Source organism: Stenotrophomonas sp. YJH_SMC_14-1 (assembly GCF_059372275.1).
Map to the genome: position 1 here is coordinate 77,989 of NZ_JCAFVK010000007.1, position 21,932 is coordinate 99,920.

19 protein-coding genes and 1 pseudogene are annotated in these 21,932 nt (G+C 67.5%); 18 read left to right on the top strand and 2 right to left on the bottom strand.

Annotation, left to right across the window (positions count from 1 at the left end):
- Positions 1-11: 11 nt before the first annotated feature.
- Positions 12-752, bottom strand: a pseudogene (locus tag AC5P9P_RS15725) (Crp/Fnr family transcriptional regulator); the annotation flags it as partial.
- 126 nt (positions 753-878) lie between these two features.
- Here AC5P9P_RS15725 and hisS point away from each other — a divergent pair.
- The 18 genes from hisS (at position 879) to cueR (ending at position 21,546) form a co-directional block, all read left to right on the top strand.
- Positions 879-2,273, top strand: coding sequence for a histidine--tRNA ligase (gene hisS / locus AC5P9P_RS15730; protein ID WP_005413164.1), 1,395 nt, complete (start codon positions 879-881; stop codon positions 2,271-2,273).
- Positions 2,274-2,677: 404 nt separating this feature from the next.
- Complete coding sequence (locus AC5P9P_RS15735; RefSeq protein ID WP_088025802.1) at positions 2,678-2,986, top strand: YerC/YecD family TrpR-related protein; 309 nt, start codon at positions 2,678-2,680, stop codon at positions 2,984-2,986.
- 34 nt (positions 2,987-3,020) lie between these two features.
- Complete coding sequence (gene hisG, locus AC5P9P_RS15740; protein WP_033833294.1) at positions 3,021-3,932, top strand: ATP phosphoribosyltransferase; 912 nt, start codon at positions 3,021-3,023, stop codon at positions 3,930-3,932.
- Positions 3,929-5,224 carry a histidinol dehydrogenase gene (hisD, locus tag AC5P9P_RS15745; protein ID WP_033833295.1) on the top strand — a complete coding sequence of 432 codons (1,296 nt, stop codon included), beginning with the start codon at positions 3,929-3,931 and terminating at the stop codon, positions 5,222-5,224. Before hisG ends, hisD begins: the two co-directional genes overlap by 4 nt.
- Entirely contained in the window at positions 5,221-6,315 is a 1,095-nt protein-coding gene (gene hisC, locus AC5P9P_RS15750) for a histidinol-phosphate transaminase (protein WP_049433133.1), read from the top strand. Before hisD ends, hisC begins: the two co-directional genes overlap by 4 nt.
- Positions 6,312-7,385, top strand: a complete 1,074-nt coding sequence (gene hisB, locus AC5P9P_RS15755; protein WP_033833297.1) for a bifunctional histidinol-phosphatase/imidazoleglycerol-phosphate dehydratase HisB — start codon at positions 6,312-6,314, stop codon at positions 7,383-7,385. Before hisC ends, hisB begins: the two co-directional genes overlap by 4 nt.
- Positions 7,382-7,984, top strand: a complete 603-nt coding sequence (gene hisH / locus AC5P9P_RS15760; RefSeq protein ID WP_049433132.1) for an imidazole glycerol phosphate synthase subunit HisH — start codon at positions 7,382-7,384, stop codon at positions 7,982-7,984. The genes hisB and hisH overlap by 4 nt, the downstream gene beginning before the upstream one ends.
- Entirely contained in the window at positions 7,981-8,715 is a 735-nt protein-coding gene (gene hisA, locus AC5P9P_RS15765; protein ID WP_049433131.1) for a 1-(5-phosphoribosyl)-5-[(5-phosphoribosylamino)methylideneamino]imidazole-4-carboxamide isomerase, read from the top strand. Before hisH ends, hisA begins: the two co-directional genes overlap by 4 nt.
- Positions 8,709-9,485 carry an imidazole glycerol phosphate synthase subunit HisF gene (gene hisF / locus AC5P9P_RS15770; protein WP_049402241.1) on the top strand — a complete coding sequence of 259 codons (777 nt, stop codon included), beginning with the start codon at positions 8,709-8,711 and terminating at the stop codon, positions 9,483-9,485. Before hisA ends, hisF begins: the two co-directional genes overlap by 7 nt.
- Positions 9,475-10,095 (top strand): bifunctional phosphoribosyl-AMP cyclohydrolase/phosphoribosyl-ATP diphosphatase HisIE, encoded by a 621-nt coding sequence (gene hisIE, locus AC5P9P_RS15775; RefSeq protein WP_033833300.1) that lies wholly within the window; start codon positions 9,475-9,477, stop codon positions 10,093-10,095. Before hisF ends, hisIE begins: the two co-directional genes overlap by 11 nt.
- 154 nt (positions 10,096-10,249) lie before the next feature.
- Positions 10,250-11,839, top strand: a complete 1,590-nt coding sequence (locus AC5P9P_RS15780) for a calcineurin-like phosphoesterase family protein (protein WP_322534967.1) — start codon at positions 10,250-10,252, stop codon at positions 11,837-11,839.
- A gap of 36 nt (positions 11,840-11,875) precedes the next feature.
- Positions 11,876-12,160 (top strand): hypothetical protein, encoded by a 285-nt coding sequence (locus AC5P9P_RS15785; protein WP_005409434.1) that lies wholly within the window; start codon positions 11,876-11,878, stop codon positions 12,158-12,160.
- An 84-nt stretch (positions 12,161-12,244) separates the two neighbouring features.
- A complete protein-coding gene (locus tag AC5P9P_RS15790; protein WP_033833302.1) occupies positions 12,245-13,267 on the top strand; it encodes a glucokinase in 1,023 nt (340 codons plus the stop codon).
- Positions 13,268-13,318: 51 nt separating this feature from the next.
- Positions 13,319-14,317, top strand: coding sequence for a glycosylasparaginase (locus AC5P9P_RS15795; protein ID WP_049395194.1), 999 nt, complete (start codon positions 13,319-13,321; stop codon positions 14,315-14,317).
- Positions 14,314-15,045: a copper homeostasis protein CutC gene (locus AC5P9P_RS15800; protein WP_495232945.1), complete on the top strand. Its 732-nt coding sequence runs from the start codon at positions 14,314-14,316 to the stop codon at positions 15,043-15,045. The genes AC5P9P_RS15795 and AC5P9P_RS15800 overlap by 4 nt, the downstream gene beginning before the upstream one ends.
- Positions 15,046-15,446: 401 nt before the next feature.
- Entirely contained in the window at positions 15,447-18,404 is a 2,958-nt protein-coding gene (locus AC5P9P_RS15805) for a TonB-dependent receptor plug domain-containing protein (RefSeq protein WP_111188677.1), read from the top strand.
- Between the two features lie 173 nt (positions 18,405-18,577).
- Complete coding sequence (locus AC5P9P_RS15810; RefSeq protein ID WP_288418763.1) at positions 18,578-21,079, top strand: heavy metal translocating P-type ATPase; 2,502 nt, start codon at positions 18,578-18,580, stop codon at positions 21,077-21,079.
- 11 nt (positions 21,080-21,090) lie between these two features.
- Positions 21,091-21,546: a Cu(I)-responsive transcriptional regulator gene (gene cueR, locus AC5P9P_RS15815; RefSeq protein WP_049433126.1), complete on the top strand. Its 456-nt coding sequence runs from the start codon at positions 21,091-21,093 to the stop codon at positions 21,544-21,546.
- Positions 21,547-21,624: 78 nt separating this feature from the next.
- Here cueR and AC5P9P_RS15820 read toward each other — a convergent pair whose 3' ends face one another.
- On the bottom strand, positions 21,625-21,819 hold the full coding sequence (locus AC5P9P_RS15820; protein WP_005409441.1) for a heavy-metal-associated domain-containing protein: 195 nt from the start codon (positions 21,817-21,819) through the stop codon (positions 21,625-21,627).
- Positions 21,820-21,932: the final 113 nt, after the last annotated feature.

Here is a 21,932-nt window from a genome sequence, read left to right on the forward strand (position 1 = left end):
AGGCATCTGGGGTTGCCGGCCAGCGTGCGCAACCCGTCCTCGTCGAGGATCTCCACCACGTTCAGGTGGGGCAGGGCGATCAACCCCTGCTGGCGCAGCTTGGTGAAGGTACGGCTGACCGTTTCCATGGTCAGGCCCAGATGGTCGGCGATGTCGCCACGCCCCATCGGCAGCGAGACGCGCAGGCCATCGCCACCCAGCTTGGCCTCGCGCGCGGCCAGGCGCAGCAGGAAGTCGGCTACTTTCTCGGCCGGCTGCAGCCGCGCCAGTGCCAGCGCGGCATCCTGCGCGGCGTCCAGCTCCTGGCAGGCACGCTGCAGCAGCTTGCGTTCCAGGTGCGGGAAGCGGCTGCGAAGCGCCTTCATCTGCGGCAGCGCGACACGGCATACGCGGCTGTCTGCGATGGCCTCGATATCGTAGCGGTGGTGGTCACTGCCGCTCAGGCCCAGGTAGTCGCCGGGAAGCACGAAGCCACTGATCTGGCGGCGGCCATCGGCCAGGGTGCGCACCAGGCGCAGGGCGCCGCCGGTCAATGTATAGACATGGTCGCGCTCTTCGCCGGTGCGGGCCAGGGTACTGCCCATGCTGACCTGCTGGGAAACGGTGACCTGTTCCAGTGCCTGCACTTCATCGGGCGACAGCGCCGAGCACACCGCAAGGTGGCGAACCGAGCAGTGCAGGCAATCCAGCGTGTTGCAGGACGGCGAGGCGGGATCGTTGGTGGCGGGCGGAGCGCCGGAAGGCCGTGACATGTTGCGGGGGCGTATCGCGGGCGGGGAGGGCCTTATGATACTTCAAGCGGCCGTTCGACCCTGCCCGAGGCGGGGGCGCTAGAATGTCGCCCCCTCCCACGTCCCGTTCCAGCAGGAGTTCCGCCCGTGATCAAGCCCCGTACCCCGCCCGGCACCCTTGAACTGTTGCCGCGCGAGCAGATTGCGTTCCAGCGCATGCTGGACGTGATCCGTCGCAACTACGAGCGCTTCGGGTTCCTGCCGGTGGAGACGCCGGTGTTCGAGCTGTCCGACGTGCTGCTGACCAAGTCCGGTGGCGAGACCGAGCGCCAGGTGTATTTCGTGCAGTCCACCGGTGCGCTGGCCAACGCCGCCGAATCGGGTGACCGTTCGCTGCCGGAAATGGCGCTGCGCTTCGACCTGACCGTGCCGCTGGCGCGCTATGTGGCCGAGCACGAGCATGAACTGACCTTCCCGTTCCGTCGCTACCAGATGCAGCGGGTGTACCGCGGCGAGCGCGCCCAGCGCGGCCGCTTCCGTGAGTTCTACCAGTGCGACATCGACGTGATCGGCAAGGACAGCCTGAGCGTGCGATACGACGCCGAAGTGCTGGCGGTCATCCACGCGGTGTTCTCGGAACTGCGCATCGGCGACTTCAGCATCCAGCTGAACAACCGCAAGCTGATGCGTGGCTTCTTCGAGAGCCTGGGCGTGGCCGAGGGCGAGCGCCAGCTGGCGGTGCTGCGCGAAGTGGACAAGCTGGACAAGCGCGGCGCCGATTACGTGCGCGAGACGCTGGTGGGCGAGGGCTTCGAGATTCCGGCCGAGCAGGTCGAGAAGATCCTGGCGTTCGTGGCCGTGCGTTCGCAGGGCCATGCCGATGCACTGGCGCAGCTGGCCACGCTTGAAGCCGACGCCGGTTCTTCTGAGATCCTGCGTACCGGCGTCGCCGAACTGCGCGAAGTGCTGCAGCTGGTGCAGGCGCTGGGCGTGCCGGAAACCGCGTACTGCCTGAACTTCTCCATTGCGCGCGGCCTGGACTACTACACCGGCACCGTCTACGAGACCACGCTGACCGACCACCCGCAGATCGGTTCGATCTGCTCGGGCGGCCGCTACGAAGACCTGGCCAGCCACTACAGCAAGTCGAAGCTGCCGGGCGTGGGCATCTCCATCGGCCTGTCGCGCCTGTTCTGGCAGCTGCGCGAAGCCGGCCTGATCGATGGCATCGAGGGCAGCAGCGTGCAGGCGCTGGTGGCGCTGATGGACGAGCAGGGCATGCCGCAGTCGCTGGACATCGCGCGCCGCCTGCGCGCCGGTGGCATCAACACCGAAGTGCAGATGGAGCCGAAGAAGATCGGCAAGCAGTTCCAGTACGCCGCCAAGGCCGGCATCCGCTTCGTGGTGCTGGCCGGTGAGGACGAGCTGGCGCGCGGCGTGGTGGCAGTGAAGGACCTGCTGCGCGAGCAGCAGTTCGAAGTCTCCCGCGACGAGCTGGCCAGCACCCTGCAGGTCGAGCTGGAGCAGTCGAAGGTGATGTAACGGCCGGTTGGCCGCACGCCGACACGCCACGAAACGCCCACCACCCGGTGGGCGTTTTCGTTTCCGGGCCGCGTTCCGGGGTCAGAGCCGTTTTCCTTCAGAAAACGGATCCGACCCCTTGCTGTTCCAACAGCTCGCAGGAAACTGTCGACGGCGGGGTGGGTCCGGAGGCAGGGGTGTCCGCGGCATGGATGCCGCGGCCAAGCCCCCATGGACGGGTTTACGGCGTCCCCTGCCACCGGACCCACCCCGCCAACCCTCAGCCATCCAGCATTTGACGTCGCTTCGGCATCTAGCGGGTGCAGGGCGCAGCCCTGCCCACAAATCCCCCCAGATTTGACGCAGTGCGCAAGAATGCGCTAATGTACTAACGCGCTATTACATTGATGCATGGAAACGACCCCGTGAAAGCCCGCCCCGAGATTGCCGCCAAAGACCCTAAGGCCGACCTGGAAGCCCTGGCCCAAGCCTTTGCCGCCCTGCGCGAGCCGGAACAGGTCGAGGCCTTCCTGCGCGATCTGTGCACACCGGCCGAGCTGGAAGCCATGGCCGACCGCTGGAAGGTGGTGCCGCTGCTGCAGCAGGGCGTGCCGTATCGCGAGATCCACGAGCGCACCGGGGTCAGCGTGACCACCACCGGACGGGTGGCGCGAACGCTCGAGCATGGCCATCGAGGCTATGCCGCCGCCATCGACCGCCTTGCTTCGCGCTGATCCGCGCCCCGTTCCGAACTTCGAGACCTCCCCCATGAGTGCAACCCAGGCAGCGCCGGCACGAGACCGGCTGCGTATCGCCATCCAGAAGAGTGGCCGGCTGGCCGAGCCCGCCCGCAACCTGCTCAGTGCCTGTGGCCTGAGCTGGCGCGAGAGCCGCGACAAGCTGTTCTGCTACGGCGAATCGCTGCCGGTGGACCTGCTGCTGGTGCGCGACGACGACATCCCCGGCCTGATCGCCGACGGCGTCTGCGACCTCGGCATCGTCGGCCGCAACGAGCTGGACGAGCAGGCTGCGGCACGTCGCCAGATGGGCCTGCCGGATGCCTACCAGGCACTGCGCGGACTGGGCTTTGGCCAGTGCCGGCTGATGCTGGCGGTACCCGAGGAGTGGCAGTGGCAGGGACCGGCGCAGCTGGCCGGTACCCGCATTGCCACCAGCTACCCGGCCATCCTCAAGCAATGGCTGGCCGAACAGGGCGTGGACGCACAGGTGGTCGAGCTGTCCGGGTCGGTGGAAATCGCCCCGCGACTGGGTACCGCCGACCTGATCTGCGACCTCGTCTCCAGCGGCGCCACGCTGCGCGCCAACCAGCTGACCCCGGTGCACAACCTGCTCGACAGCGAAGCGGTGCTGGCCGGTGCGGTGCGCGTGCCGGATGACGCACGTGCATCGCTGCGCGCGATGCTGCTGCGCCGCCTCGACGGCGTGGTGCAGCGCCAGGATCGCAAGCTGCTGATGTTCCGCGCCAGCGAGGATCGCGTCGACGCGCTGGCGCAGCTGCTGGCCGATGCCGAGCCGCTGGTGCGGCTGCCGGCCGACGGCGGCGCACTGCGCCTGCAGACCATGTGCCCGGGCCCGTTGAGCTGGCAGCGCATGGAGGAACTCGAGCGCGCCGGCGCGCAGGGCTTGATGGTACTGAGCGTGGAGCGGTCGCTGGCATGAACCGTCTGATCTGGTCCCGACTTGATGAGGCCGCGCGCAGTGCGGCACTGACCCGCCCGGTGCAGACCGTGGCGCAGCAGACCCGCGATGCGGTGGCGACGCTGATTGCACAGGTGCGCGGGCAGGGCGATGACGCGCTACGTGCGATCACCGCACGTTTCGACGGCGTCGAGCTGCCATCGTTCGAAGTGAGCGAAGCCGAGTTCGCAGCGGCCGATGCCGCCGTCCCCGCCGAGCTGCGCCAGGCGATGGTCGAAGCTGCCGAACGCATCGCCCGTTTCCACGCCGCCGGCATGGGTACGGGGTATGCGGTGGAAACCGCCCCGGGCGTGGTCTGCGAACGCATACTGCGGCCGATCGGACGGGTAGGGCTCTACGTGCCGGCCGGCAGCGCGCCGCTGCCGTCCACCGCGCTGATGCTGGGCGTGCCGGCGCAGCTGGCCGGCTGCCCGCAGGTGGTGCTGTGCACGCCGCCGCGTGCCGATGGCACGGCCGATCCTGCGGTGCTGGTGGCCGCACGCCTGACCGGCGTGCAGCGCGTGTTCAAGCTGGGCGGCGCCCAGGCCATCGCTGCGATGGCTTACGGCACGGCCAGCATTCCGGCCTGTGACAAGCTGTTCGGGCCCGGCAACAGCTTCGTCACCGAAGCCAAGCAGCAGGTCGCACAGGATGGCGCCGCCGCCATCGACATGCCGGCCGGCCCCTCAGAAGTGCTGGTGATTGCCGATGCCGGCGCCAATCCGGCGTTCGTCGCCGCCGACCTGCTGTCGCAGGCCGAGCACGGCCCGGATTCGCAGGTGCTGCTGCTGACCGACGATGCCGCGATGCTGGCGGCGGTCGAGGCTGAAGTCGAGCGCCAGGTGGCTTTGCTGCCGCGCCAGCAGATCGCACGCCAGGCGCTGTCGGCCTCCCGGCTGATCCAGGTCGATTCGCTGGACGAAGCCTTCGCGATCAGCAACCGCTATGCACCGGAGCACCTGATCCTGGCATTGCGTGATCCGCGTGCGTGGCTGGACAAGGTGCAGGCGGCCGGCTCGGTGTTCCTGGGTGATTACACCCCCGAGGCACTGGGCGACTACTGCAGCGGCACCAACCACGTGCTGCCCACCGCGGGTGCCGCACGTGCCTACAGTGGTGTCAGTGTGGCCAGCTTCCAGAACCTGATCAGCGTGCAGAGCGCCAGCGCCGCCGGCCTGGCAGCGATTGGCGGCTGCGCGCGCATCATCGCCAGTGCCGAAGGCCTGGATGCACATGAACGTGCGGTCGCAGTGCGCATGGAGGTGGCAGCATGAACGCGGCTATCGATGATGTGCTGGCACTGGTTCGCCCGGATCTGCAGGGCTTCGCCGGCTACAGCTCGGCGCGCAGTGCGGCGGTGCAGGGCGAGGTCTGGTTGAACGCCAATGAATCGGCCTGGGCCAATCCCGCTGATGCCGCGGGCAGCAGCCGGCGCTATCCCGAACCGCAGCCGCTGGCATTGCGCGAGGGACTGGCGGCGCTGTACGGCGTGACGCCACAGCAGCTGCTGATCGGTCGCGGCAGCGACGAAGCCATTGATCTGCTGGTGCGCGCGCTGTGCGTGTCGGGCCGCGATGGCGTGCTGGTCACGCCGCCGGTGTTCGGCATGTATGCGGTCTGCGCACGCTTGCAGGGTGCCGCATTGATTGAAGTGCCGCTGGTGGACAGCGAGGATGGCCTTCGCGCCGACCTGGATGCGGTGATCGACACCGCCAGGGCACGCAATGCCAAACTGGTGTTCCTGTGCGCACCGTCGAACCCGGCCGGCAGTGATATCGCCCTGGACGAGGTCGAACGGGTGGCAGTTGCGTTGCGCGGGCAGGCACTGGTGGTGGTGGACGAGGCCTATGTCGAGTACGCGCAGCGTCCGTCGGCGACCACGTTGCTGGCCGCGCACGCCAACCTGGCGGTGCTGCGCACGCTGTCGAAGGCACACGCGCTCGCGGCCGCTCGCATTGGAACGCTGATCGCCGCCCCGGAACTGATTACCGTGCTGCGGCGTTGCCAGGCGCCGTACCCGGTGCCGACCCCGTGCGCCGAGCTGGCCGTGCAGGCTCTGCAGCCGGCCGCGCTGGCACGCACCGCCGAACGCGTGGCCACGGTCATCGCCGAACGCGAGCGCCTGCGAACGGCACTGGCCAGCCTGCCCGGTGTACGCCGGGTGTACGCCTCGTCCGGCAACTACCTGCTGGTCCGCTTCGCCGATGCGCAGGCGGCGTTCGATACGCTGCTTGCTGCAGGGGTGGTGGTGCGCGACCAGCGCGTCGCGCCCCAGCTGGGCGATGCGCTTCGCATCAGTATCGGCAGCCCGGAAGAGAATGACCGCGTGCTTGCGGCCCTGTCGGCGCGGAGGGCCGCAGCATGACCCCGATCCTGTTCATCGACCGCGACGGCACCCTCATCGAGGAGCCGGCCGACTTCCAGATCGATGCCTACGAGAAGCTGCGCTTCGTGCCGCAGGTGATCCCGGCGCTGCTGAAACTGCGGGATGCCGGCTACCAGTTCGTGATCGTCACCAACCAGGATGGCCTGGGCAGCGACAGCTACCCGCGTGCCAGCTTCGATGGCCCGAACGACCTGATGCTGCAGATCTTCGAGAGCCAGGGCATCACTTTCCGTGACGTGCTGATCGACTGCAGCTGGCCGCACGACAATGCGCCGACCCGCAAGCCGGCCATCGGACTGATGACCGCCTATCTGCAGGACCGCAGCATCGACTGGGCGCGTTCGGGCATGGTCGGCGATCGCATCACCGACCTGCAGTTTGCCGACAACCTCAACATCCGCGGTTTCCAGTTGCGCACCGAGCAGTTCGGTGGTCAGTGGGACTGGCCGGGCATTGCCCACGCGCTGGCCGACGCACCGCGCACCGCCGTGGTCCAGCGCAACACGAAAGAAACGAAGATCCGCGTGGAACTGGACCTGGACCGTGCCGCTGATGCACGCATCGCCACCGGATTGCCGTTCTTCGACCACATGCTGGAACAGATCGGCAAGCACGGCGGCTTCGCGCTGGACATCCAGGCCGAGGGTGACCTGCACATCGACGAGCACCACACCATTGAAGACACCGGGCTCGCATTGGGCCAGGCGCTGCGCGAGGCGCTGGGCGACAAGCGCGGCATCGGCCGCTACGGTTTCACGCTGCCGATGGACGAGACGCTGGCCAGCGCTGCGCTGGACTTCAGTGGCCGCCCGTACTTCGTGTTCGAGGGCGAGTTCAAGCGCGAGCGCGTGGGCGATATGCCGACCGAGCTGGTACCGCACTTCTTCCGCTCGCTGTGCGATGCCAGCGGCCTGAACCTCAACCTGCAGGTACGCGGCGACAACGATCACCACAAGGTGGAGGCGTGCTTCAAGGCCCTGGCCCGCGCGCTGCGTCCGGCGCTGGCCCGGCACGGCACGGCACTGCCGAGCACCAAGGGGGCGCTGTGAGTGACGTTGCGCTGATCGATGCCGGCGGCGCCAACCTGGGCTCGGTGCGCTACGCACTGGAGCGCCTGGGTGCGACGGTACGGCTGGTGCGCGATGCGGACGGTCTGATCGCTGCGCAGCGGGTGATCCTGCCCGGCGTCGGCGCCGCCGGTCCCGGCATGCAACGCCTGCATGCGCAGGGCCTGGTGGAACCGCTGCAGCGACTGGAGGTGCCGCTGATGGGCATCTGCCTGGGCATGCAGCTGCTGTTCGAGCGCTCCGAGGAAGCGGGTGTGGAGACACTGGGCCTGATTCCCGGCGTGGTGCGGAAGCTGGTGCCGGCCTGCGGCATCCGGGTGCCGCACATGGGCTGGAACCGCCTGCTGCCGCTGCGCGAATCGCTGCTGCTGCGCGGCGTGCCGGAGCGTGCCAGCGCCTACTTCGTGCACAGCTACGCGGCACCCCTCAACACCCACACCGTCGCTGCCTGCGACCACGGCGGCCTGTTCACTGCCGTGGTGGAGCAGGGGCGCTACTACGGTGCACAGTTCCACCCCGAGCGCTCCGGCGAGACCGGCTCGCTGATGCTGCGCAACTTCCTCGAGGGCACGGCTGCATGAGTTTCATCGTCTACCCCGCGCTGGATATCCGCGATGGCCGCGTGGTGCGGCTGCGCCAGGGCGACTACGCTCAGGAAACCTCCTATGGGGATGATCCGTTGCCGCGCGCGCAGGCCTTCGCCGCGCAGAGCGCGCAATGGATGCATCTGGTCGACCTGGACGCCGCACGCGCCGGTGGCTACACCCTGGCGCCGCTGCTGGCTGCGATCCGCGCGCACACGCCGCTGCAGGTGCAGACCGGCGGTGGCGTGCGCGGCCGCGACGATGTGGCGCGCATCCTCGATGCCGGCGCCGGTCGCGTGGTGGTCGGCTCGCTGGCGGTGCGTCGCCCCGATGAAGTGGTCGGCTGGCTGGAGGAATTCGGCGCCGAGCGCATCACGATTGCGCTGGACGCGCGCCAGGACGCACAGGGGCAGTGGCAGCTGCCGGTGCACGGCTGGACCGAGAATGCCGGGGTGACCTTGGATGACCTTGCACAGCGCTACGCGCGCGCCGGCATGCGCCACCTGCTGTGTACCGACATTGCCCGGGATGGCATGTTGGCCGGGCCCAACATCGGCCTCTACCGGCACTTGTCGGGGTTGCTGCCGGGGGTGGCGGTGCAGGCCTCCGGTGGCATCCGTGACGTAGCCGATGTGGCCGAGGCCCGTGCCGCCGGCTGTGGCGGTGCGATTCTCGGCAAGGCACTGCTGGAGCAGCGCATGGACCTGGCGGAGGCGCTGGCATGTTGAGCCGGCGCATCATTCCCTGCCTGGACGTGCGCGATGGCCGCGTGGTCAAGGGCGTGCGCTTCCGCGACCACGTCGACATGGGCGACATCGCCGAGTTGGCGCAGCGCTATCGCGACCAGGGGGCGGACGAGCTGGTGTTCTATGACATCGGCGCCAGCCCCGAGGCGCGTTCGGTCGACGTTGCCTGGATCGAGCGCATCGCGCGGCTGATCGACATTCCGTTCTGCGTGGCCGGTGGCATCGACAGCGTGGAAACCGCGCGTCGCGTGCTGTTCGCCGGTGCCGACAAGGTGTCGATCAACTCGCCGGCGTTGGGCCGTCCGGAACTGATCACTGAACTGGCCGACGAGTTCGGCGTGCAATGCGTGGTGGTCGGTGTCGACTCGGTACGCGAGACCGATGGACAGTGGCGGGTGCGCCGCTTCAGCGGGGACCCGGACAAGACCCAGGCGGTGCCACTGCGCACCCTGGACTGGATCGTCGAAGCACAACGGCGGGGTGCCGGTGAGATCGTGCTGAACTGCATGGACAGCGATGGCGTACGCCGTGGCTACGATGTCGTGCAACTGCAGCAGGCACGGTCATTGTGCCAGGTGCCGCTGATCGCCTCCGGCGGTGCGGGTGCGATGGAGCACTTCGCCGAAGCCTTTGACCAGGCCGACGTCGACGGCGCGCTGGCCGCCAGCGTGTTCCACAGCGGCGCGATCGCCATTCCGGAATTGAAGCGCTACCTGCGCGGACAGCAGATCGAGGTGCGGGATGTCTATTGAAGTCAGGCCGTCATTGGACGCATTGCAGGCGCTGGACTGGAGCAAGGGCGACGGCCTGCTGCCGGCGGTGGTGCAGGATGCCGATACCCTGCAGGTACTGATGCTGGGCTTTGTGAGTGCCGAATCGCTGGCGGCCACGCTGGCCATCGGCCACATGACCTTCTTCAGCCGCAGCAAGCAGCGGTTGTGGACCAAGGGCGAGCAGTCCGGCAACGTGCTGGTGGTGCAGTCGATCAGCGTCGACTGCGATGCAGATACTTTGCTGGTGATGGCACGGCCGGCGGGGCCAACCTGCCACACCGGTGCAGAGAGCTGCTTCGACCAGGCGCCGAAGGATTTCCTGGGCGGGCTGGGCCAGCTGGTGGCGATGCGTGAGGCGCAACGCCCGCCGGGCAGCTACACCACCAGCCTGTTCGAGGGCGGCATCCGCCGTATCGCACAGAAGGTGGGCGAGGAGGGGGTGGAGACCGCCCTGGCGGCGGTGGCGCAGGATGATGAGGCGTTGCTGGGCGAGGCCTCGGACCTGCTGTACCACCTGCTGGTGCTGCTGCGCGCGCGCGGGCTGTCGCTGGATGATGCGCGTGCGGTGCTGGAAAAACGCCATCGTTGAAGTGGGGTAGTGCCAGCCGCTGGCCGGCAAGCCCCGGATGCCCGACGTTCATGGGGCTGCCGGCCAGCGGCCGGCACTACCGGCATGCGTCATCGCGTGCGCGATGTCATCAACGGAATCTACAATAGGCGGTCTTTCTTTACCCGGACCGCCCATGAAACTGCCTGCCGCCTGGCTGTGCTGCCTGTTGCTGACCTCGCCGGCCTGGGCCGCGGACACCGTGGTCACCGGCAAGGTCTATCTGGAGCGCGACGGCAAACCCGGCCGCGGTGCGACCGATCCGGGCCTGGCCGGCGTGCAGGTCTCCAACGGCGAGGCCATCGTCAAGACGGCTGCAGACGGCAGCTACAGCCTGCAGGTGCGTGATGGCCAGACCGTGTTCGTGATCAAGCCCGATGCGTATTCCTTCCCGAAAGCGGCCGACGGCCTGCCTTCGTTCTGGCGGCACTATCGCCCGAACGGTTCGCCGGCGTTGAAGTACGGCGGCATCGCCGCCACCAGCGATGTCACCCGCAACTGGGATTTCGCGCTGCAGTCGGATCGCCATGACAGCCGCCGCGGTTTCCAGATGCTGGTGTTCACCGATTCGCAGACCGCCAGCCTGAAGGACATCGGCTACTACCAGCAGTCGATCGTGGCGCCGCTGGTCGGTCAGACGAGGGCGCGCATGGGCACCACCCTGGGTGACATCGTCAACGACGACCTGACCTTGTATCCGGCGATCAACAAGGTCACCACCGAACTTGGCGTGCCGTGGTTCCATGTGCCGGGCAACCACGACCTCGATTTCGATGCCGCCAGCGATGAGCACTCGCTGGACAGCTGGCGCAACATCTACGGCCCGGACACCTACGCGGTGGAAGAAGGCGGCGCCAGCTTCGTGTTCCTGGACGACGTGGTGTACGACCCCAAGGCCAAGCCGAAGTATGTCGGTGGACTGCGCGAAGACCAGTTCGCCTTCCTTGCCAGCTACCTGAAGGGCCTGCACAGGGACCGCCTGCTGGTGCTGGGCATGCACATCCCGCTGTTCGACGCGGCGCCGGGACGCGAGACCTTCCGCCATGCTGACCGTCAGCGCCTGTTCGACCTGTTGAAGGACTTCCGCAACGTGCTGGTGCTCAGCGGCCACAGCCACACCCAGCAGCACGTCTACCACGGCAAGGCCGACGGCTGGAACGGCGACAAGCCGCTGCACGAATACAACGTGGGTGCCAACTGCGGTGCGTTCTGGTCGGGGGTGAAGAATGCCGCCGGCGTGCCGGACAGCACCATGAGCGATGGCACGCCGAAGGGCTATGCGCTGCTCGACGTGGCCGGTAATGGCAGCTACAGACTGCAGTACCGCGTGGCCGGCAAGCCGGCCAGCGAGCAGATCGGCCTGCATGCCCCCAAGGTGCTGCGCCAGGGGGCCTATCCGGCATGGGGCATCTATGCCAACGTCTACATGGGTGAGGATGCCAGCGTGGTCGAGTACCGCGTCGATGGCGGCGCCTGGCAGCCGATGAAGCAGGTCAGCCAGCCCGATCCGCGCCTGATGGTGGAGAACGTGGCCGACGATCTGGCTGACAGCCTGCGTGGCTACGACCGCTCGCCGGAGGCCACCGCATCGCCGCACCTGTGGCGTGGCGCGCTGCCGACCGATCTGGCCGTGGGCAGCCACAAGGTCGAGGTGCGTTCCACCCAGCCCGACGGCGCGGTGTTCACCGCCAGCACCAGCTACAGCCTGCAGACTGCCCAGCCCTGACCCCCGCGCACCAGCGCTCCAGCGAAAGGACCCCGCATGGATATCCGCTTCATGGCCGGCACCACACCGGTGACCCTCAGCCGCCACTGGTTCACCGGCGCGATGCTGCTGCAGAGCGCCACCGAGAAGGTCTGGGTGCAGCACCCGCTGCATCCGGGCACCCACTTCTCGTTCTCGCTGGTACAGTCGTGGCTGCGCCACATCGCCGGCCATGAAGTGCTGGTCGAGCGCACCCGGCCGCTGCTGTTCGCCGGCTTCCGCCCGCAGCGGCTGCGGGTGCTGGTGGATGGCGTGCAGGTGGCCGAACAGGAAGGCATGTAGGCCAACCTGAACCGTCGGCGCGCTAGGCAAAGCCGCCCCGATGCCTGAGAATCGGGGCGATTCAATCGATCCAAGCAGGCCAGCGTGACCATCGCAGCAGCGTCCCCGGTTTCCTCCGACTCCGCCCGCGGCGGTCTTCCACGCCGTCTGGTCGTTGCCGATGTCGGCGGCACCTTCGCCCGCCTCGCGCTGGCTGAAACCCAACCCGGCCAGGCGCCGCTGCTGAGCAGCCATCGCACCTATGCCTGCGCCGAGCATCCCAGCCTGGCGGCGATCCTGGCCGATTTCACCGCAGGCCTTGGCCAGCCGGTGCAGACCGCGGTGGTGGCCATTGCCGGCCTGCTCGATGGCGATGTGCTGATCAATTCCAACCTGCCATGGACGGTCTCGCTGTCGGCCACCCGCGCGCAGTCCGGGCTGCACGAGTTGCAGCTGATCAACGATTTCGAGGCGGTGGCGCTGGCCATTCCTTATCTGCGGCCGGACACGCTGGTGCCGCTGAACGGCGATGCTGATCCGGCGCAGGCATTCCCGGCGCTGGTGCTGGGTGCCGGTACCGGCCTGGGCGCCGCACTGCGCTTTGCCGACGGCGAGCGCCCGGTGCTGGCCAGCGAGATCGGCCATGCCGCGCTCGGCGCCGGCAACACGCTGGAATTGCAGGTGCTGGGCAAGCTGCTGCAGCGCTGGCCGCACGTGGACAACGAACGCGTGCTGTCCGGCAGTGGCCTGATGAACCTGTACCCGTGCCTGTGCGAGCTGCGCGGTGCCACCGCGGTGTGGACCAGTACCGAGGCGCTGATCGGTGCCGCCCGCAGCGGCGAGGATGCACTGGCGGTGGAAACGCTGCAGGTGTTCTGTGCCTGGCTGGGCAGCCTGGCCGGCGACGCGGCGATCGCTGTCGGTGCGCGCTCGGTATACCTCGCCGGAGGTATTTCCGCGCATGTGCAGGATTTCCTGGCCGATGGCCGCTTCCGTGAGCGCTTCCTCAACAAGGGCGTACTGACCGAGGTGCTGCGCCAAGTGCCGGTATGGCGGGTGGAGCACGGCCAGTTGGGCGTGCTCGGCGCAGCGGTCTGGCACGCCGCACGGCAGCCCACGCACGACTGATCGGCAGGGTCGGCATCGGGCCGGCCGTGCATTGCAGACTGGGAGGGGAAGATGGTGGATCGCAGGCAGTTCCTGCAGGCCGGTGCACTGGCTGCAGGCATGGCGGCTTTGCCGGGCGTGCAGGCGCGCACGCAGGGTGGGGCCAAGGTGGTTTCGACCTGGGACTTCGGCGTACCGGCCAACCAGGCCGCGTGGAAGGTACTGGCGCAGGGCGGCAGCGCGCTGGATGCGGTGGAAGCAGGCGCGCGCTGGGCCGAGAGCGAGCTGTGCAACCCCACCGTCGGCCATTGTGGCAACCCGGATCGCGACGGCGTGCTGAGCCTGGACGCGAGCATCATGGATGGCGATGGCCGTTGTGGCGCAGTGGCCGCGCTGGTCGACATCCTGCATCCGGTGTCGGTGGCCCGCAAAGTGATGGAGAACAGCCCACACGTGCTGCTGGTGGGCGAGGGCGCGCAGCAGTTCGCGATGCAGCAGGGTTTCGAGCGCAAGCACCTGCTGACGCCGCAGGCCGAAGCGGCCTGGCGCGAGTGGCTGAAGACGGAGAAGTATCAGCCGCAGATCAACGCCGAGCGGCGAGGTATTCCCGGCAACAGCGACAACCACGACACCATCGGCATGCTGGCGCTGGATGCCAAGGGCCACCTTGCCGGTGCCTGTACCACCAGCGGCATGGCCTGGAAGCTGCACGGCCGGGTCGGCGACAGCCCGATCATCGGTGCTGGCCTGTATGTCGACAACGAAGTGGGCGCGGCCACTGCCTCGGGCGTGGGCGAGGAGATGATCCGCAACGCCGCGTCGTTCCTGGTGGTCGAGCTGATGCGCCAGGGGCGCTCGCCGGCGCAGGCTTGCCGCGAAGCCATCGACCGCGTGGTGCGCAAGCGCCCGGAAGCTAGCAGAACGCTGCAGGTGTGCTTCCTGGCCATGAACAAGCAGGGCGAGGTAGGCGCCTACGCGCTGCATCGCGGCTTCGTCTACGCCGTGTGCGATGCGCAGCGCCAGGATGACCTGCGCGACTCGCCGTCGATCTACACGAGCACCCAGGCGTGAGCACGCGGCTGACCCTGGAGATCGCCAGCAACTCGCTGGCTTCGGCGCTGGCCGCCCAGGCCGGCGGCGCCGACCGCATCGAGCTGTTCGACAACCTGGCCGAGGGAGGCACCACGCCGTCGTTCGCCACCATCGCGCTTGCGCGCGAACGCCTGTCGATTCCGCTGTTCGTGCTGGTGCGACCCCGCCCGGGCGACTTCCACTACGACGCGCTGGAAATCGAACTGATGCTGCGTGACATCGCGCAGTGCCGCGCGCTCGGCTGCGATGGCGTGGTGATCGGTGCACTGGATGTGCAGGGCGGTATCGACGTGGCGTTGTGCCGTGAACTGGTGCAGGCTGCCGGGCCGCTGCAGGTGACCTTCCACCGCGCCTTCGATGCCGCCCGCGATCTGCCGGCGGCACTGGAACAGGTGATCGAACTGGGTTGCCAGCGCGTGCTGACCTCGGGCGGCCAGGTCAGTGCCGAGGCCGGTGCCGATGTGCTGGCGGGCCTGGTCACCCAGGCGGCAGGACGTATCACGGTGATGGCCGGCGCCGGGCTGGGCCCGGCCAACATCGCCGCCGTCGCACGACGCAGCGGCTGCACCGAACTGCACGCCTCGGCCAAAGGCCTGAGGCGCTCGGCCATGCAGTTCCAGAACCCGGCGCTGCGCGGGCTGGACCCGGACTGGAGCCAGACCGCCACCGCGACCGTGGCCGCACTGCGTCAGGCCCTCGACGGCTGATCGCAGGGCCGGGGTCGGATCCCTTCGCAGAAGGGCTCCGACCCCACCCGACGCAATCGGGTCATAGCCCTTCTGCGAAGGGATCCGATCCCGGCGCTGTCCTGCGACGGACAAATCCGTTCCGCGCGCGATTGTCGCGATCGCGTCATTGACGTGTGCGCTGTTCTCTCAGCGATGTTTTGCAACCCTTTGATTGTTCTGGATGCCGGCAGCCGATAGCGGCATTCCCTCGGGCATTGCTGCATCGCCGCATGCCCGGCGTGGTTCAGCTGTGCTTTAGTTTGGATCGATCCACAGGGGAGGGTGTCGGGATGGTCTTGAACCGATCCAGGTGCCCGGATCAGCCGTAGCGCCGCGCCACCACCCGTCCGTGCGTCCACACTTTCGAAGAGCAACCACCCATGGCTCAGAACGTCCGCAAGCGTCGTCACCTGCTGTCCCAGGCCCTGGTCCTGGCCCTGTTGCCCCTGGCTGCCAGTGCACAGGAAGCTGCCAGTTCGTCCACCAAGGATCTCGACGCGGTCACCGTCACCGGCTCGCGCATCAAGCGCGCCAGCGTCGAAGGCCCGGCACCGGTCAACGTGATCACCGCCGCGCAGATCCAGAAGGAAGGCTTCGTCAGCGTGTACGACGCGCTGAAGACCCTCACCGAAGCGACCGGCACTGTTGAAGCCGCCTCGCAGTGGGGTTCGCATACGCCCAATGCCAGCGGCCTGAACCTGCGCGGGATGGGCCCGAACCGCTCGCTGCTGCTGGTCAACGGACGTCGCGTGGCCGACTACCCGCTGCCCTATGGCGGTGAAACCAACTTCTCCAACTACGGCAACATTCCGGCCGCGGCGGTGGAGCGCATCGAAGTGCTGACCGGTGGCGCCTCGGCCATCTATGGCTCGGATGCGATCGCCGGCGTGGTCAATGTCATCCTGAAGACCAACTACGACGGCGACGAAGTGCGCGTGCGTGGCGGCACCTCCACCGAGGGTGGGCGCGACACCTGGGACCTGTCCTGGGCCGGCGGCAAGACCGGTGACAACTGGAGCGTGACCTACGCGCTGCAGTACACCAAGCGCGATCCGTTGTTCGGCCGTGACCGCCCGCAGATGGACGATGCCGATGATGCGCCGTACCCGTCCTGGAACATGGAACAACGCAAGGTCGGCTTCCGTCCTACCGCCGGACTGGCGTTGATCGATCCGACCACGGGCCAGCGCCTGGCGCCGCCCACCGGCACCTGCGAGAAGTTCGGCAGTGAGTACTACACCGCCGATCGACTGGTCTACAACTACGCCGCCAACACCATCACCAACACCGGCCGCCTGTGCGGCATGAGCGCCGACTACGCCAACTGGCTGCTCACCGGCGGTGCCGAGAACGTGTCCGGCAACCTGTATGCCACCTTTGATTTCAGCAATGACCTGCAGGCCTGGACCAATCTGGCGGTCTACCGTTCCGAAGCGATCTGGGGCACCAATCCGCCCGGCGTGTCGCTGATCGACGATGACAACGGCTACTACTGGGACGCCAACCGCAACCGTCCGATTCTTGGCGTGCGCCAGTTCACCCCGAATGAGGTTGGCGGGCTGGATACGTTGCGCAACACCAACCGCGAACTGTCCTGGGACTGGAGCGCTGGCCTGCGTGGCCGCCTGGCCGATCGCTTCGACTGGAGCGCCACGGTGGGGCGTTCCTATTACCGCGTGGAAGAACGGCAGAACGTGGTCGACAAGCAGAAGTCGTACGACTACTTCCTCGGCCCGAAGCTTGGCACCACGGCCGATGGCGAGGCGATCTACGCCTTGAACGAATCGCGCTGGTGGAATCCGCTGACGCCGGACCAGTACTGGCAGATGGGTACGGTGGCGAAGAACCGTGCGGCGTCCTGGGTCAACCAGGCGTCGGCGGATATCACCGGCGAACTGTTCCAGGGCTGGGCCGGCCCGATCTCGTTCGCCGCGGTGGCTGAAATCGCGCAGCAGGGTTATCACCTCAGCCCCGACCCACGCGCCGGCATCGACTTCGACCTGCAGAACGTCGATCGCGGTGGCGGCGAGCGCACCCGCTATTCGGCCGGCGTCGAGTTCAAGATTCCGCTGCTGGACAGCGTGACCGCCACTGCGGCCGCGCGCTATGACCGCTATGGCAACTACAAGGCCGACGACAGCAGCGAAGCACTGAACATCGGCAGCCAGAAGGAAACCACCTGGAACGTCGGCCTGGAATGGCGCCCGGTTGAATCGCTGCTGGTGCGTGGCTCCTATGCCACCAGCTTCCATGCGCCGGACATGCATTACCTGCTGGGCCAGCCGAGCAGCTCCGAAGTGCAGACCTATGACCGCCTGCGCTGCATCCAGAGCGGTGCCTACCTGGTCAACAACTGCGGCGTGGGCAACACCGATGTCTGGTACACCTTCGACGTGAACCGCCGTGGCACGCCGCTGCTGCGCTCGGAAACCGGTGATTCGTGGACGGTCGGTTTCGTCTGGGACGTGATGCCGAACCTGTCGGTCAGTGCCGACTACTGGGCGATCAAGCTGGAAGACATGATCGTCGACGTCGGCGCCGATGAGGTGCTGGCCAGCGAGGCCGGCTGCCTGACCGGCAAGAACATCGATGGCACGCCATGGGCCAATCCGGCCGGTGGCGACTACTGCGCCGGCATCCTGGCCCGCGTGAACCGTGACGGCAGCGGCCGCCTGGTGTCGATCGAGCGCGGCCCGTTCAACCTGGCCAGCCGCGAAGTGCGTGGTGTCGACCTGACCGCACGCTATCGCCTGGAAACCGCGCAGTGGGGCAGTTTCCAGCTGGGTCTGAACTACACCAACCAGATCTCGACCAAGGAACAGCGCTACGCCAACGACCCGAACCCGGAACGCCGCGACCGCGACCTGCGCAGCAAGCTGCGCGCGAGCCTGGCCTGGCAGCGCGGCAACTGGAATGCCAATGTCTATGCCGACCGCGTGGGCTCGGTGCCGGGCGTGCGCTACCACTGGGGCACCGACCGCCTGGACAACCCCGGCGGCTGCCTGCCGTTCGCCGACGGCTACGTGCCCAGCGACAGCCCGTCGCTGAACTGCCTGGAGCCGGCGACACGTCCGGACGGCTCGCCGAACCCGAACCCCAATGCCGGGCAGCAGACGGCGCGCTACTACGGTCGAGTGGGGCCGTTCATCACCTGGAACTTCAACGTGGGCTACCAGGTGACCGTACACGCGAAGGTAAACGTGTACGTCAACAACGCCTTCAACTCCGCCAGCTGGAACCACAAGGACCCATACAAGCTGGATTACGACTTCGCCCCGACCCGCCTGCTGGGCGCGGTCGGCCGCGAGTTCGCGTTGGAGTACGTGTTCACCTTCTGAGCACACCCGCAGGGGGCGCCGGGCTTGATCCGCCTGGCGCCTCCGTCCGCTCGGTAGTTCCACGCCATGGGTGGATGAACCCCATCATGAACCCCGGGGTGGCTGGATTTGACCTTCCCACGATGGCAAGGTTTAGGCTGTCCGCATCCAGAAGGAACCCCGGGAATCCGATCATGAGCACGCCCCGCGCCATTGCAGCCCCCGCAAGCCCCGCCACCATCAGCCTGCCCATCGAAGGCATGACCTGCGCCAGCTGTGTCGGCCGGGTCGAGGCTGCGCTGTCCAGGGTCGAAGGCGTGGGCAGTGTTTCGGTCAATCTGGCCACCGAGCGCGCGGATATCCGCCCGTCGGGCCCGGTCGATCGGGCCGCGCTGATCCAGGCGGTGGAGCGGGTGGGCTATGACGTGCCCGCCGCTACCGTTGAACTGGCCGTGGAAGGCATGACCTGCGCGTCCTGCGTGGGCCGCGTGGAGCGCGCGTTGCTGGCGGTGCCAGGCGTGAGCCAGGCCAGCGTGAACCTGGCCACGGAGCGTGCGACCGTGCGCGGCGTGGCTGATACGGCCGCCTTGGTTGCGGCCATCGACAAGGTCGGCTACGCCGCCCGCCCGATCGAGGCCGGTGTGCAGTCCGATGATGAAGCCGCTGAAAAGAAGGATGCCGAGCGCGCCGAACTGAAGCGCGACCTGACCGTGGCGACCGCGCTGGCGCTGCCGGTGTTCGTGCTGGAGATGGGCTCGCACCTGATTCCCGGCATGCACGAATGGGTGATGGCCACCATCGGCATGCAGGCCAGCTGGTACCTGCAGTTCGTACTGACCCTGCTGGTGCTGGCCATTCCCGGCCGCCGTTTCTACCAGAAGGGGTTCCCGGCACTGCTGCGGCTGGCGCCGGACATGAATTCGCTGGTGGCGGTGGGCACCGCCGCAGCGTTCGGTTATTCGGTGGTGGCGACCTTTGCACCGCGGCTGCTGCCGCCGGGCACGGTGAACGTCTACTACGAAGCGGCCGCGGTCATCGTCGCGCTGATCCTGCTCGGCCGCTTCCTCGAGGCCCGCGCCAAGGGCCGTACCTCCGAAGCGATCAAGCGTCTGGTCAACCTGCAGGCCAAGGTCGCCCACGTGATCCGTGACGGCCGCACCGTCGATATCCCGGTCAATGAAGTGCAGAGCGGCGACGTGGTGGAAGTGCGGCCAGGCGAGCGTGTGCCGGTCGATGGCGAGGTGGTTGAAGGCCGCAGCTACATCGACGAATCGATGATCAGCGGCGAGCCGATCCCGGTTGAGAAGCAGCCGGGCAGCAACGTGGTGGGCGGTACGGTCAACCAGAAGGGCGCACTGACGGTACGTGCGACGGCGGTGGGCGCGCAGACCATGCTGGCGCAGATCATCCGCATGGTCGAACAGGCGCAGGGCTCGAAGCTGCCGATCCAGGCGGTGGTTGACAAGGTCACGCTGTGGTTCGTGCCGACGGTGATGCTGGCCGCGCTGGCGACCTTCCTGGTCTGGTTGATCTTCGGTCCGTCACCGGCGCTGAGCTTCGCGCTGGTCAATGCGGTGGCGGTGCTGATCATTGCCTGCCCGTGCGCGATGGGGTTGGCGACCCCGACCTCGATCATGGTCGGGACCGGCCGTGGCGCTGAAATGGGCGTGCTGTTCCGCAAGGGCGAGGCGCTGCAGCTGCTGAAGGACGCGCAGGTGGTGGCGGTGGACAAGACCGGTACGCTGACCGAGGGCCGCCCGCGCTTGACCGATCTGGAGATCGCCAGCGGTTTTGATCACGGCACGGTGCTGGCGGCGGTGGCGGCGGTGGAGTCGCGCTCGGAGCATCCGATTGCCCGCGCCATCGTCGATGCAGCCACCGAGCAGGGCATCGCGCTGCCGTCGATGGTCGATTTCGAATCGGTCACCGGCATGGGCGTGCGTGCCAACGTTGATGGTGCGCGGGTGGAGGTCGGTGCCGATCGCTTCATGCGCGACCTGGGCGTGGACATCACTTTGTTTGCGACGCTGGCGGCAGAGCTGGGCACCCAGGGCAAGTCGCCGCTGTATGCCGCCATCGACGGCCGCCTGGCCGCAATCATCGCGGTATCCGATCCGATCAAGCCGAGCACGCCGGCCGCAATCGCGGCACTGCATCAGCTTGGCCTGAAGGTGGCGATGATCACCGGTGACAACGCTGGTACCGCGCAGGCGATCGCGCGCCAGCTCGGCATCGACGAAGTGGTGGCCGAGGTGCTGCCGGAAGGCAAGGTCGACGCGGTGCGCCGCTTGAAGGCCACGCATGGCCATGTCGCCTTCGTCGGCGACGGCATCAACGATGCGCCGGCACTGGCTGAAGCCGATGTCGGCCTGGCCATCGGGACCGGCACGGATATCGCAGTTGAATCGGCCGATGTGGTGCTGATGTCGGGCAACCTGCAGGGGGTGCCGAATGCCATCGCGCTGTCGAAGGCGACGCTGGGCAACATCCGGCAGAACCTGTTCTGGGCCTTCGCCTACAACACCGCGTTGATTCCGGTGGCCGCCGGCGTGCTGTACCCGGTCTGGGGCGTGCTGCTGTCACCGGTGTTCGCGGCCGGTGCGATGGCCCTGTCCAGCGTGTTCGTGCTGGGCAACGCGCTGCGCCTGCGCCGCTTCCAGCCGCCGATGGCGGATGCCGCCGCCGTCACTCATTGAGGGGGATGCCCATGAACATCGGTGAAGCCGCCAAGGCCTCCAGCGTGTCGGCGAAGATGATCCGCTACTACGAACAGATCGGCCTGATTCCCGCCGCTGATAGAACCGAGTCGGGCTACCGGGCGTATTCGCAGGCGGACATCCACCGTCTGCGCTTCATTCGCCGCGCGCGCGATCTCGGCTTCCAGGTGGCCGAGATCGCTGATCTTCTGGGCCTCTGGAATGACACCTCGCGGCACAGTGCCGACGTGAAGCACCTGGCCGAACAGCACATTGCCGATCTGGAACAGCGCATCGAGCACATGCGGCAGATGGCCGACACGCTGAAATCGCTGATCAGTTGTTGTGCGGGCGACGAGCGGCCGGAGTGCCCGATCCTGCAGCGGCTGGGTGAGGACGATCAGACGCCGGTGCCGGTCGATACCGCGAAGACCGGTGCGGTGCGGCGGCGTACGCACAAGCATTGACTCGATATCGCATGCATGAAAAAGCCCGCGGGTGCGACAGCACCGGGCGGGCTTCTCTGTGTGAGACGGGGTAGGGGATCAGGCAGTACGCGGCGGGAAGCCTGCGTCGTTCACTGCGGCGAAGACGTCTTCCTGCGATGCGGTGGTCTGCACCTTGACCAGGCCGGTCGGCGGGTCGGCGACCACGCTGGCGTTGGGATCGATCTGCTGGATCGCACGGGTCACGCTGCGCGCGCAGCCGCCGCAGGTCATGCCATCGACATGGAATTCCATTTTTAGCTCCTTCAGTGCTCTTGGGGTGGAGTCAGTGTGCACCTTCCAACGATGGCAGGGTCAAGCGCCGGGCTGAACGACAGGCAAGGCGCCGACAAAAAACGGCAGCCACC